At 41.7% G+C, this 14,063-nt stretch carries 11 protein-coding genes and 2 tRNA genes; 3 read left to right on the forward strand and 10 right to left on the reverse strand.

Annotated features, from left to right (window positions below; genetic code table 11):
• Window positions 1-39: 39 nt before the first annotated feature.
• The 5 genes from K5R16_RS21400 to K5R16_RS21420 form a co-directional block, all read right to left on the reverse strand.
• Window positions 40-115 (reverse strand) — tRNA-Gly (locus tag K5R16_RS21400).
• A gap of 152 nt (window positions 116-267) precedes the next feature.
• On the reverse strand, window positions 268-816 hold the full coding sequence (pgsA, locus tag K5R16_RS21405) for a CDP-diacylglycerol--glycerol-3-phosphate 3-phosphatidyltransferase (protein WP_220740375.1): 549 nt from the start codon (window positions 814-816) through the stop codon (window positions 268-270).
• A gap of 47 nt (window positions 817-863) precedes the next feature.
• A complete protein-coding gene (gene uvrC, locus K5R16_RS21410; RefSeq protein WP_220740377.1) occupies window positions 864-2,693 on the reverse strand; it encodes an excinuclease ABC subunit UvrC in 1,830 nt (609 codons plus the stop codon).
• Window positions 2,694-2,726: 33 nt separating this feature from the next.
• Window positions 2,727-3,371 (reverse strand): UvrY/SirA/GacA family response regulator transcription factor, encoded by a 645-nt coding sequence (uvrY, locus tag K5R16_RS21415; protein ID WP_220740379.1) that lies wholly within the window; start codon window positions 3,369-3,371, stop codon window positions 2,727-2,729.
• A 200-nt stretch (window positions 3,372-3,571) separates the two neighbouring features.
• A tRNA-Ser gene (locus K5R16_RS21420) sits at window positions 3,572-3,662 on the reverse strand.
• 231 nt (window positions 3,663-3,893) lie between these two features.
• On the opposite strand from K5R16_RS21420, the gene K5R16_RS21425 reads away from it, so the two are divergent.
• Window positions 3,894-5,597 carry a S16 family serine protease gene (locus K5R16_RS21425; protein WP_220740380.1) on the forward strand — a complete coding sequence of 568 codons (1,704 nt, stop codon included), beginning with the start codon at window positions 3,894-3,896 and terminating at the stop codon, window positions 5,595-5,597.
• 67 nt (window positions 5,598-5,664) lie between these two features.
• Window positions 5,665-6,180: a bifunctional 3-hydroxydecanoyl-ACP dehydratase/trans-2-decenoyl-ACP isomerase gene (gene fabA / locus K5R16_RS21430; protein ID WP_020912882.1), complete on the forward strand. Its 516-nt coding sequence runs from the start codon at window positions 5,665-5,667 to the stop codon at window positions 6,178-6,180.
• A gap of 68 nt (window positions 6,181-6,248) precedes the next feature.
• Here fabA and rmf read toward each other — a convergent pair whose 3' ends face one another.
• The 5 genes from rmf to rlmKL all read right to left on the reverse strand — a co-directional run bounded on the left by rmf (window position 6,249) and on the right by rlmKL (window position 12,798).
• Window positions 6,249-6,425, reverse strand: a complete 177-nt coding sequence (gene rmf / locus K5R16_RS21435; RefSeq protein ID WP_202289406.1) for a ribosome modulation factor — start codon at window positions 6,423-6,425, stop codon at window positions 6,249-6,251.
• A gap of 192 nt (window positions 6,426-6,617) precedes the next feature.
• On the reverse strand, window positions 6,618-8,495 hold the full coding sequence (locus tag K5R16_RS21440; protein ID WP_220740381.1) for a DUF3466 family protein: 1,878 nt from the start codon (window positions 8,493-8,495) through the stop codon (window positions 6,618-6,620).
• Window positions 8,496-8,524: 29 nt separating this feature from the next.
• Window positions 8,525-10,435 carry an ABC transporter ATP-binding protein gene (locus K5R16_RS21445; RefSeq protein ID WP_220740382.1) on the reverse strand — a complete coding sequence of 637 codons (1,911 nt, stop codon included), beginning with the start codon at window positions 10,433-10,435 and terminating at the stop codon, window positions 8,525-8,527.
• Between the two features lies 1 nt (window position 10,436).
• A complete protein-coding gene (locus tag K5R16_RS21450; protein ID WP_220740383.1) occupies window positions 10,437-10,673 on the reverse strand; it encodes a glutaredoxin family protein in 237 nt (78 codons plus the stop codon).
• Entirely contained in the window at window positions 10,663-12,798 is a 2,136-nt protein-coding gene (gene rlmKL / locus K5R16_RS21455; RefSeq protein WP_220740385.1) for a bifunctional 23S rRNA (guanine(2069)-N(7))-methyltransferase RlmK/23S rRNA (guanine(2445)-N(2))-methyltransferase RlmL, read from the reverse strand. Before rlmKL ends, K5R16_RS21450 begins: the two co-directional genes overlap by 11 nt.
• A gap of 692 nt (window positions 12,799-13,490) precedes the next feature.
• Between rlmKL and K5R16_RS21460 the strand changes: the two genes are divergently transcribed.
• Window positions 13,491-14,063 (forward strand): peptidylprolyl isomerase (locus tag K5R16_RS21460; protein WP_220740387.1); only part of this gene is annotated, 573 nt, incomplete at its 3' end.

Genomic DNA, 14,063 nt, shown 5'->3' on the forward strand with positions numbered 1-14,063 from the left:
TCCGCAGCATAGCCATTCTGCCATCGCGCCATATTAAATTGGAGCGACATATCGGGTTCGAACCGATGACCTATACCTTGGCAAGGTATCGCTCTACCAACTGAGCTAATGTCGCATTTCAATTTAATCTGTAATCAAGTTCTTGCTTAGTTCGCTTCCCCTTGACTACGGAATGGCATTCTACCGATTTATGTCCAAGAGTCAACGCTATATTTGTAGATAAATAACTGCTTGCGCACTAATTAATCTTATCGGTTTCAAAACGAGCTACTCGGCGGTTAAATCGCCCCATGCAGCAATTATATAGCTCATCATTGACCAGAAAGTCAGTATTGCAGCAACATAGAATAAGCCAAACGCACTATAGATAATAAAATCGTTTGGCTGCCATATTAAGCCAGTAATAGCAGTCATCTGTGCCGCCGTCTTATACTTACCTATCCAAGAAACGGCAACCGCACCACGTTTACCAATTTCAGCCATCCACTCCCTTAAAGCGGAGATAACAATTTCACGACCAATCATGAATAACGCAGGTAAGGTCAACCAGACGCTTTGGTATTGAGCGACGAGCAGTACCAACGCTGTTGTTACCATAATTTTATCCGCTACGGGATCGAGGAAAGCACCAAAACGTGTTGATTGCTTTAATTTACGTGCGGCGTAACCGTCAAGCGCATCCGTAACAGCGGCTAACCAAAAAACAAAAGCGGCGGCAAATAGAGCCCAACTGTCAGGCATATAGAAAAGAACAACAAACACTGGTAACAGTAATAGTCTGAAAAGTGTTAACGCGATAGGAATGTTAAACGGCATCATAAAACCTAAAATTCAAAAGCAGCGCCAATCTTGCCTTAATTTTACTACCCTCGCAATGCATCATGTATTGTTTGTGCCATTTCTAGGCTAATCCCTGGTACTTTTACTAATTCTGTCACACTTGCTCCTTTAACTTCCTGTAATCCACCCAAATGTTGTAATAGCGCTTTTCTGCGCTTGGGGCCGACTCCGTCGATGGATTCAAGCGAAGAGGTGTTGCGGGTTTTTTGCCTTTTATTGCGGTGACCTGTAATTGCAAAGCGGTGAGATTCGTCCCGTATTTGTTGTATAAGATGTAACGCGCCTGAATCTGCTGGTAAAGTGAACGATTCTTCATTCTCACCGTAAATTAGGGTTTCAAGACCAGGTTTACGACCCTCTCCTTTTGCAACACCGATAAGCGTTGGCGCATGATCTAATGCTACAAATTTTTCATCCACAATCTTTTGAGCAATACGTAACTGGCCTATTCCACCATCAATAAAGAGTATGTCTGGAGTCTTACCGCCTTTAGCTACTTTATCGAATCGCCGACTGATAGCCTGCTTCATTGCGGCGTAGTCATCACCTGGAGTAATACCTTCAATATTATAACGTCGATAATCGGCTTTATTTGGGCCTTCACGATTAAATACAACACAGGATGCAACCGTACTTTCGCCCATTGTATGGCTAATATCGAAACACTCCATTCGCTGGATCTTATGACTAACTTCTATAGCCTCTTCTAATAATAAGAAACGTTGTTCAACAGTATTTCGATGCGCCAACCTAGTATTAACCGCATTAGTGGCATTAGTGAGCGCTAAACGTAGAAATTGTGCTCGCTCGCCTCGTACTTGACTCTTTATCTCTACTTTTCTCTGTTGCGCCGCATTTATCGCGGCAGCAAGCTCTGCTTGTTCTTCAAAAGCATCACTAACCAAAATCTCTTTGGGCGTCACTCTTTGGCTGTCAGAGTTAAGATAGAACTGAAACATAAAGGCTCGTAAAACTTCAGATAGTTCTGTGTCAACAGGGACTTTAGGGTAATAGCTGCGACTACCGAATATTTTGCCTTCTCGAATAAAAAGCAAATGAAAACATGCCACACCAGATGCAAAATGTGCCCCAATAACATCCATGTCGCCAGATGAGTGAGAGACTTCTTGTTGTTCAGCAACACGTCTTAAGGCGGTGATTTGATCGCGATAACGCGCCGCTTGTTCATAATTTAATTCAACAGCAGCTTGCTCCATCTTCTCAACAAGTGCTTTGGTCACTTGCTGATCCTTGCCCTTCAGAAACAACGATGCCAATGCAACCTGTTCTTGATAATCTTTTAGGGAAACGTTATCAACGCATGGCGCGCTACATCGACCAATTTGATACTGTAAGCACGGACGAGATCTCGCTTTATAATACAGATCGTCACATTGCCTAATTGGAAAGATTTTTTGCAATAAATGTAGGCTTTCGCGAACAGCACCGCCATTGGGGTACGGCCCAAAATATTGGCCTTTAGCTCTTTTCGGTCCACGATGATATGACAGTCGTGGATGCTTATGATTACTTAATAGAATATAGGGGTAAGATTTATCATCTCTAAGCAGCACATTGTACTTAGGCATGTACTGTTTTATGTAATCATTTTCGAGGATTAGCGCATCGGTTTCACTATGAGTAATCGTGACATCGATATTGGCAATTCGGGCGACTAATGCCTGTGTTTTTACATTGGTGAGATTTTTACGAAAATAGGAAGATAAACGCTTTTTTAGATCTTTAGCCTTTCCGACGTAGATAACGACATTATCAACATCATACATACGGTATACACCGGGAGAGGATGTCACCGTTTTCAAAAACTCGCTAGAATTAAACGTTTCACTCATACGGCGTTAGATCACCTAATCGCTAATATTGATTTAAAACTGACCAGTATCAAGCATCTTATACCTAATCGCCAGTCGTGTAAGCTCCACATCTCCGCCGATCCCTAACTTAGCGAACAACCGATATCGATAGCTATTCACTGTTTTAGGGCTAAGATTTAATTGTTCAGAAATATCACTGACCTTCTCGCCGTTGGTGATCATAAGCATGATCTGCAACTCTCTTTCTGACAGTGATTTAAATGGATTATCTTCAGACTGATTAAACTGGCTCAAGGCCATCTGTTGCGCAATCTCAGGGGATAAATAGCGTTGACCGTGTGCGACTTGACGAATAGCTTGTAACACTTCAGGGGAGGTTGCACCTTTGGTTAAGTAGCCAGAAGCGCCTGCTTGCATCACTTTAGTCGGGAATGGATCTTCAGTATGTATAGTCAGCACGATTATTTTTGCATGAGCTTGAAACCTTAGAATTTTTCGGGTCGCTTCTAAGCCACCTATACCAGGCATATTCATGTCCATTAAAATGACATCGGCTTCATTTTTTCGGCACCATTGTACTGCCGTCTCGCCGTCACCGGCTTCACCAACAACCTTTATTCCGCGTTCATCTTCTAGAATACGTCGAATACCGGTACGTACAAGCTCATGGTCATCGACTAAATATACTGAAATCAAAGCTGCCCTACCCTAAATTAATCCTGCTCACTCTACACTGAAGCCAAGCTATCTTATTCAGTCTAATTTAGCCCATAAAAACAAAATTAGAAAGCTAATTTTTGCTAACTCTCTCGCTAGTGATAATTAATATAACGATTAATAACAACAGCTTATCCTAGAAAGCAAAAAGGCAGCCATATAGGCTGCCTTCTTTAATGTGGCGGAGAGATAGGGATTTGAACCCTAGATGGGCTACAAACCCATGCCGGTTTTCAAGACCGGTGCATTCGACCACTCTGCCATCTCTCCGAACGAGGTAAATACTAGGCGTTTACTTCGATGTTGTAAATACTAATTAGATGAAAACTTTGCTGCTCGTAACTAAGTGGCGATCTTACAGTCAAATTGATGATTGTTTACACTCAAATACCAAGCGATATTTTTAAAAGTCATGCCGCAGAGCAACTATCACTGACTTATTAAAGGCTAACGACAATACTATGTTAATATCTCCGTAATTGAAAAATCTAACAGATATATATGAACTCAAACATTATTCCTGCTTCTGCACTCAAACCGCAGTTTACCCTTACGGCAGCGGCCGCAGATAATAGTCCTTCAGAATTCCGATTAATTGGCCAATCACGTGTTCGCGACGCTTTCAAATTGTTAAGCAATACACGTAACCAACATATGTACTTGGCTGACTATTCAGGCTGTAATCGCAAAAATATAATTCGAGCGCTCATTGAATCAGAAGGCGTTTTTATCGATAAGAGCCTAGTGTTAAGAGACAACACTACAGCTTGGTGTGTACAAACTGGTAACCAACAGGTGCTAGCATCTAAGCAGGTATCACATCAGTACCTTTCAGGCTCTATTAAAAGGCATGATCTAGTAGGACGCTATGATGACAGCACTAAACAGTATAAAGCTGGCGCGCTTGCGAACTGTCACTACTTATTTATCTGTGCAGATTCCATTTGGAAAAGAGAAACGCTGTGGGAGTTACTACTGGAGATCCTTGATAAGAAAGAGTATCAAGTACATTCTAGCCTTCCACCTATGGCGCTCAACTGTAAGGTAATACTTATAGGCTCGAGTAATCAATATGGTCATTGCTGGCTCGGTGAACCCAGTTTCTCCAATCTATTCCCGCTACTAGGTGAATTGTTAAATGAAGTTGATTTAAATGAGGTCTCTCTAACGCAGTATAACCAATGGTTGGACTGTATTTTAGATGACATCAATTTAACCATAGATGACCCTGCAAGATTGGCATTGCTTGAATACAGTGCCAGGCTTGCCGATCATCAGCAACGACTAAGCTTGATGTCTAATAACATCGAACAACTGTTAGTCCAAGCCAGCGCATATGCTCAGCAATCACACATTGATAGCAAAGCGTTTCAACTCAGCATCGATATGTTTAATCAACGTCATAACGCCTCTGAAAAGCTGTCGGAGCAAAACTTCGATGACTTGTTTATCAATCTTCCAACACAAGATGAGATGATTGGTCAAATCAATGGCTTAACAGTTATTGAAAATGCCGAGTATAGTTATGGCGAACCCGCAAGAATAACAGCGTCGGTGCATTATGGAGATGGGGAAGTTGCTGATATTGAGCGTAAGTCAGAGCTTGGTGGTAACATTCACGCAAAAGGCATGATGATCCTGTCCTCCTGCTTATATCGTATTTTTGGTAAAGATGCGCCATTGCACCTCAATGCCAATATCGTATTCGAGCAATCATACCAAGAAATCGATGGCGACAGCGCCTCTTTAGCAGAATATTGCAGTTTAATATCTGCTATATCGGAAAAGCCCATTAAGCAAAGTATCGCCGCTACTGGGGCAATTGACCAATTTGGTAATGTGCAAGCCATTGGCGGAGTTAATGAAAAAATCGAAGGTTTTTTCAAATTATGTCAGCGCCGTGGACTGACAGGTCATCAAGGTGTCATTATTCCTTGTTCTAATATGCAGCAGCTAAACTTGCACCAATCAGTTATTGATGCTGTTAATGAAGGATTATTTACACTATATCAAGTGAAACATATCGACGAAGCGGCAGAGATATTAATGCAAACTCCCGCAGGAGCTGCAGATCAAGACAATCAGTTTCCAAATGACTCTCTTTACGGCTTAGTGCAAGCAAGATTAGAAGGTTTAGCCGGTTATCAAGAGGAAGAAAAGTCATTTTTTGTGAGACTGCGAGAAAAACTGTCATTTTCTAGCTGATCGGAGTTGTTTAGCGTACACGTGTTCGCTAACCTTGGCGGTTCAAATTGCTGGAGAACCAAAAATAATGAGTAATGCTAACAGTTTTACAAAAGAAGACCTTGTTGCCTGCGGACTTGGCAACCTTTTCGGACCTAACTCTCCGAGATTACCGAAAGACAATATGTTAATGATCGACCGTGTACTTAAGATCAATGCAGATGGCGGTGAATTCGGTAAAGGTGAAATTGTTGCTGAACTCGATATCAACCCTGATCTTTGGTTTTTTGACTGCCACTTTGCCGCGGATCCTGTTATGCCAGGTTGCCTTGGCTTAGATGCTATGTGGCAACTTGTTGGCTTTTTCTTAGGTTGGGAAGGCGCTGAAGGCAAAGGACGCGCACTAGGCGTTGGCGAAGTGAAATTTACAGGCCAAGTACTTCCAGAAGCTAAAAAGGTTACCTACAAGCTTACTATAAAGCGTAAGGTATACCGTAAACTGGTTATGGGCATTGCTGATGCGACTATGGAAGTTGATGGACGTGAAATCTATAGCGCGAAAGATCTAAAAGTAGGTATTTTTACAGATACCTCTAGCTTCTAAGCCTGCAAAAACATAACTAATGACAACGCCCTCTAAATAGAGGGCGTTTTTGTGTTGCTATCTTGACGTTATTTATTAAATAAACCGCTTAACCTACCATCAATACCTTCTCGCCAACCTCCAAGCCATTGTGACTTAGAGTCAAGTGTCGAATATGGACAAATCTCTTTAGAACGGCCCCCTACCCCAGCCTGAAAACCTTTCGAAAAAGCTCTATCCAATCGATCTCGTTTTTGTCTCTTCATGCAAGCGTCCTCTCTTCCATAATGGTAGAAGCTAATGCTTCAAGACTATGAATAAAACTTTTTGCTCCAGAGATCAATCAAAAAAAACCGACATTTTACAGGTTAAATATTAAGCTATTGAGTTATGTCATAAAAATAAAAATAAAAAAAATCGAGGCAGATTGCCTCGATTTAGTCTACTCATCTAGTAAGCTATTTTCTTCTGCGTCGTAACCAAACTAACGGTAACATTAACAACCATCCAAGGCTGGCTGCACCTTTACGCTCGTAGTTACCATTTTCTTCATTATCATCGATACAGCTATTAGCAGCTTTCCATTCATCAGAAACTTGCTCACCAGTAGTCTGGATAACCATCATACGCGGTAAAAATGAAGTTACCGGATCGCCATAACCATTAAGTTCAAAGAATGGTAATCCGTTATCACCTATAATTAGATTGCCGCTAGAATCAAATTGATATGAAGGCTTACGGATAAAAGCTGTACCAACAATAGTGCCGCTATCACTAATACTGTTTGCTTCTACAATCTTGATTTCACTATCGTAAGTCAGTGTCTTTCCAGAACCATCTTCAACTTCAACTTTATTACGAACCCACTTGTCTGAGTCATCCTTTACAAAACCTTTTGACTGACACGTCAGTAGATCATTAAGGTTCGAAAATTCATCTTCAGCGATGTTATACAAGAAGCCAGCTTTAGGTCTTGGCTTTTCTTTATCATGGGTGGTTTCGATATAACCAACCACTTGCCCATTATTATTGATGCCTCTACCACGACTACCAAGATCGGAAAGGTTGTTGTAGAAATCATTGGGAGTAACAACTTCTGCATTTTCATCTGTGGTATCGATATAGAAAAACTTATCTCGAATGTAGCCCTCAATATACTTACTGTAACTACCAATCAAAATACCGCTGTCGTTAATACCGTAGGCGATTGATGAACGCACATCTTTAACCGTATCAACATCCACCCAGTTATATTGATATGCACCTTGGGCATCTTGCTTCCAGTAAGCAGCATCGAAATACAATCTGTCTTTATTACCGTCACGATAAACATGTGAGCGACCAGCAACAACACCTTCAGCATTGATTCCAAGACCTTGCCCTGTATAAACACCATCATTAGTCACATCTAGGCCTAAAGGAAGCTCAAAGCTCTCAGTAACAGCGCCTGCATCATACTTCCAAACATATCCGCGAGTTTGATACTGAATATCTCTAAAGCCATTGCTGTTCGGGTATTGTCTGTTTTGTACACAAATATCAGTGGGAGCAGTCTCACTGTTGCTTGATACACAGGAGTCGATAATATTGGCACTGTTTTTACTGATATCAGTACTGGCGTAACCGGTAATCATGTTATTGCTATTAACAGCCGTACCACTTGAAAATCCACCCACAGTCACTGTTACGTCGCCATCGTCTTGCTCAGAAACATACTCTGTGTATGGTGGTATTAGAGCGATTTCGGTATTGGTATCATCCTTAACGAAGCCGCGTTGCTCATATTCGCGGTAGTACCAAAATTCCTGTGTTGTGCTTGAACCAGAATAATCAACTTTTTGTTCGACTGCAGTCATCGCACCCACTTTCACTTTTGCATCATTAATGCCGTAGTAAAAAGTATCAACTGAGTTAACCGTATCTTCTTCAGGAAAAGTAGGCGCAGTGGTGCCATTAACACTCTCAAATGTCGGTAACCAAGGCGTTACAGGATCATTTTCGATTGAAGTGAAAGTGAAGTTATTGGCAATAATAGGCAAGTTTACTGAATAAGTAATGGTTTCAGCATCAGAAACACCATCTTCGATGTCAATAACGCCATCGTCATCTTCGTTGACATTCAGTTTCTTTTTACCTTTAGCTGCACCGACCGCTTCGTCGTTGTTGTTGACAGCCATACCATAACCGTTACGAGTATTGGCAATCGTACCGTTTAAGTTAAATGTCTCGGTATCGAGATTTTTAATTTCATAAACAGGTGCAGCCTGTGCACCATTAAGGACACTTAATACACCAACGGCAACTAAGGATAGGGTCTTTTCCAACTTAAACTTCATGAATTACTTCCCATTTTTTTATTTTTAGCTTACTTCAATGACTCGAGCTCTTCCCATCGCTCAAAGTAACTCTCAAGTAGACCTTCCTTATCGGACAGAGTCTTTAGCTTTTCGTTAACTGTTTTTTGCTCCTGAGCATAAAAATCAGGACCACTAATAATACTTTGCAATGCTTCAATATCCTGCTCTAACTGTTCCATCAATGCAGGCAAAGACTCTAATTCTCTTTGTAACTTAAACGATAACTTCTTCGTCGGTTTGGCTACTACCGCTGGCTTTTTTTCAACAACTGGAGGTTGGACACTCTTTTGCTCCTGAGGTTCCTCAGAATAAAATTTAGCGCCTTGAGACACCGCATCTTGGTAGCCCCCAACATATTCACTCCAACCACCATTGCCAGTAAACCACCAACTACTGGTAACTGTATTATCTATAAACGCTCTATCGTGGCTAACAAGTAATAAAGTTCCCTTATAATCTGCGAGTAGAGACTCTAGCAGCTCGAGGGTTTCAATATCTAGATCGTTTGTTGGCTCATCGAGAATAATAAGATTTGCAGGACGAAGCAATAAGCGCGCTAACAACAGGCGGTTCTTTTCACCACCAGATAAAGCTTTAACCGGTGTTCTAGCCCTTAAAGGTGAGAATAAAAAGTCTTGAAGATAACTTAAGATATGGCGGTCTTGACCATTAATAGTAACGGTTTTCTTACCTTCACCTACGTTCTCTTCTACTGTTTTTTCAGGATCGAGTGCTTCTCGGTACTGGTCGAAATAAGCAATTTCAAGTTTAGTACCCACTTTCACACTACCAGATTGTGCTTCTAATTGACCAATAAGCAACTTAACCAAGGTTGATTTACCGCAACCATTAGGTCCAATCAATGCAATTCGATCACCGCGCATAACAGCTGAACTGAAGTTCTTAACCAGATTTTTATCAGGCAAGTTGTATTCAAGGTTCTCAATATCAAACACCAACTTACCTGAGCGATCTGTATCAGCGACTGACATTTTAGCGCCACCCTGACGATTAAGGCGTGCCATGCGCTCTACGCGTAAATCTTTAAGAGCACGTACTCTGCCTTCGTTACGGGTACGACGAGCTTTAACGCCTTGACGGATCCATGCTTCTTCTTCGGCTAGCTTTTTATCAAAGTGAGCATTTTGTTCGGCTTCTACCCGTAACCATTCTGCCTTACCTGTTAAGTAAGCTTGGTAACTGCCAGGCCAAGAGGTTGCAATACCGCGATCCAAATCAACGATTCGGGTCGCCATTCTATCAATGAAACCCCTATCGTGACTGACAAATACAATTGCGCCACGGTAGCTAAGTAGGAATTGCTCTAACCATTCAATAGTATCAATGTCGAGGTGGTTAGTCGGCTCATCGAGTAGCAGTAAGTCAGGATCGCTAACCAGAGAACGAGCTAATGCCACTTTACGCTGCCAACCACCTGATAACTCGGATAATGGTGCATCAGCATCCAACCCAAGTAACTCACAGTTCTGGTTGATACGATTGTCTAACTGCCAACCGTTTAAATGATCAATATCGCCTTGTAGCCTTTCCATCTGCTTCAGCATACGTTCCATTTCATCTGGATTAGCGGTTGCGACGTCATGGGAAAGTTGATGATAGCGCTCTAACTTCTCGCCAACTTCCTGCAAGCCAGCGGCAATATAAGCATAAACAGTTCCTTGTTCAGCCTTTGGGGGATCTTGCTGCAATCGGCTGACTTTAACATCGGTTGCAATATTGAATTCACCTTCATCAAGCAGAACATCACCGCTTAGTACTTTCATCAGGCTAGATTTACCGGCACCATTGCGGCCTACGATACAAACTCGCTCACCAGGTTCAATGGTGAAGTCTGCTTTTTGCAATAACGGGGTATAACCATAGGCTAAAGAGCCGTTATTAATACGTACTAAACTCAACTTACGCTCCTAAAAATTCTTGTAATGCTTTGAGGTCAAATGGCCAGCCCAGCTCGCGATTATCTGTTGTTTTTACCACAGGGATCCGTGTCGCGTAACTTTCAGCTAATAACTCACTATCGCAAATATCTTCGGCAGTAAAAACGACTTGTGCTTGTTGTAATAAGTCCGCAGCGAGTTCACACAGATGACATGCATCTGTGTGATATAAGACAACAGCGTTAACTTTACTCGGCATGAGTGATAAGCCAAGTGTTATGGATTTGCGGATTACGTTTATAATCCAGTGGTAATGTCTGGTTATCGATATTTTTAATTGACATGCCAGCAGCTTCTAATTGCTCAATTTCCATCTTAAATTTACGCTTGTTGTTGGAGAAAATAATCTCTCCGCCTGGATTAAGCAACTTTATCAAGTTGCTCAAAAGAGGCACATGATCGCGCAGCACGTCGAAAGAGTCTTCCATACGCTTTGAATTTGAGAAGGTTGGCGGATCGATAAAGATAAGATCGAATCTATCATGGGTACGCTTTATCCACTGTAAACAGTTCGCTTGGACAAATTGATACTTATCATCGTTTAAACCATTAAGCGCAAAGTTTTCTTTCGCCCAATTAATGTAGGTATTCGACATATCTACCGTCGTAACAGACGTTGCTCCGCCGATAGCAGCATGCACCGACGCAGTACCTGTATAAGCAAATAGGTTACACACACTGCGGCCTTTTGACTTTTCACCAACCATTTTTCGGGTTAAGCGGTGGTCTAAAAACAACCCCGTATCTAAATACTCTTTAAGGTTGAGCTTAAATTTGGCGCCGTACTCAGTCGTAATAAGTTCAAGCTTATTAGCTTGCATCTTTTCATACTGTGAAATGCCTTTTTTACGCTCACGGGTCTTCAACACGATATTATTAGGATCGATGCCAATTGCATGTGGCAGTGCAATTAATACATCCGTTAAGCGGCGTTTTGACACCGACTCAGGGATCTCTGCAGGTGCAGCATATTCATAAACAACAACGTGATCGAGGTATTTATCAATGGCAACATTATAATCAGGCAAGTCAGCATCATAGAGGCGGTAACTATCGATGCCCTCTTTCTTAGCCCATTTTTGTAACTGCTTAAAGTTCTTCTTAATGCGGTTAGCAAAAGGCACTGCAATGTCACTCACATCACCGTCAACTTTGATATTTGCAGGATCGACACGGCGAGTGTTTTCGGCATGAACAGTATACAGATTAAATGCACACTCAAGCGCACCGTTATTCATCTTCATCTGTTTATCAGCTTTTAGCTTTAATGCTGACAATAGCTCTGAATCGCTATTGAGTATCGCCAAGTTCCAGCCGCCGAACTCTGCTTTGAACTTATCACCTAACTGGTAATAGAGCTGCAGTAACGAGGTCATGTTACCTAAACGTTCACCGTAAGGAGGATTCGAAATCAAATAACCAGTAGTTGCAGGTACGCTTATGTTAAGCGCGTTACTGACATTAAAATCAATAAACTCAAGCACACCAGCGTTTTCAGCATTGCGCTTAGCAAGCGCTACCAGTCTTGAATCAATGTCAGACCCATAGAATTTTATTTCACAACGAGTCTTGCCAATCGATGCTCTAGCATGAGCTTCGTTTAGTAGTTCCTGCCAAACTTTATCATTGTGGGGTAACCACTTTTCAAAACCAAAACGTTCACGATGAATACCTGGTGCGATATCACACGCCAACATGGCTGCTTCAATGAGTATGGTTCCGCTACCACAAAAAGGGTCTAATAAGGTGACAGGAGACTTCTTCCAGCCACTACGTACCAGCATATTCGCTGCTAAGTTTTCTTTCAACGGTGCTTCACCTGTTGTAGAACGATAACCACGTTTGTGTAGCGCTGGACCAGAAAAGTTAATGCCAATGGTTATCTCACCGCGACGGTAATGGGCATCAATTTTGTAATCAGCATCGATTTTTGCAACGTTCGGACGAGAAAAATCATCATCACGAAAGCGATCAACTATCGCATCTTTAATTTTCAATGCACCAAATTGGGTGTTGTTAATGAAGCCACCCATGCCATGAAAATCAACACTAAAAGTACTGCGGTTAGAAAACTGCATCTGCCAGTCAATACCGTAAGCGGCGTTATAAAGCTGCTCTGGTGACTCACAAGGTCCTTTATGGATCACTAAAATGATTCTGCTGGCTAGTCGCGACCAAAGGGTGATCCGATAACCAAGTTCTAGAGAAGCAGTAAAATAAACTCCCGCCACACTTTCTTTGATATCTGAAGCGCCAAGCTCCGCTAATTCAAGCGATAACGCGTATTCGTAGCCCCGAGGAGCAGCAGCAAAAAAATTTAACATCGATAGATAGACACTGAATAAAAATTAGTTGGTTATTATACCCGTAAGCGCCAGCAAATGATAAAAAGATATTGCCTATTAGCTGATAAATTCATTACTGGTTAGAAAATTATTCCAATTTGCTTCTTTTAAACCAAAATTGAGTAGGGGCTGTTGATTTTTGATGGTTGTTTTGGCCGCAGTTTACTGGCTATTTTAACAAGGCAGAGGTTATGCGGTTTAGTCATTCTCCACATATAACCTATAACGCAGTAAAAATAGCCAAGAAGCGTGGTCCTGCGGGTTCGGTTCAATGCTTTTATCACTGCGTTACTAGCTTTTCTCTTCGCTCGCTAAGCATCATCGCTCAAGCCTTGCCCTAAAAGCAGTATTCCTCACAGTAAAGAATCAAACAAAACTAAGCTCGAAAGATCAGCAACCTCTAAAGGACTCGGGATCTAAGCTGCAAACAATTCAGCAATACAAGCAGAAATACTCGACGACTTTTGACATGATGACGACCGTTCTAGACATGCGATTGTAAAAGTTGAACTGCGACATTTTGTAACTTTGGCAAGTGAACTATTGCGAGCCAACCCACAACATGTAAACTCACCGCAACAAATACCCTACAAGTAAAAACAAAAACCACACATTTGTTGGATGATTTGTCCAGTTTAAATGTTGGTTACAAATAATATGAAGGTTTAAATATGAAGAAGCTGTTACCTCTATTAACTTGTCTGTCCATCGCTGCGTGCGGATCTGATAGCGCTGATTCGCCAACACCTCCAGTCGAAGCTCCAGAGCTAAAAGCTGATCTCTGTTATTTGATGGAAACCACTAAAGGGGACATGACGCTAGCAATAGATTTAACCAATGTGCCCGTTACCGGACAGAATTTTAAAACTTATGCCGATAGTGGTTTTTATCAAGAGACGCTCTTTCATCGCACTATCAGTAACTTTATGATTCAAGGTGGAGGCTTAACGACAGGGCTAGTATCAAAGCCTGGTAATGATCCAATCATTAATGAAGCGAGTGTTGGTATCAGCAATTCTCGCGGTACCATCGCAATGGCACGGACTAATGATCCAAACTCCGCGACTTCGCAATTTTTTATTAATGTATTAGATAATCCACAATTGGACGCGAGTGCTTCTAATGATGGTTATGCAGTATTTGGTCAGGTTGTTGCTGGAATGGATATCGCCGACCAAATCAGTATTGTCACAACTCATACAACTGGCGGCCGTCAAAATGTTCCGGTAGACGAAATTTTAATT

The sequence above is a fragment of the Shewanella sp. c952 genome (assembly GCF_019654975.1).
Classification (GTDB): Bacteria; Pseudomonadota; Gammaproteobacteria; order Enterobacterales; family Shewanellaceae; genus Shewanella.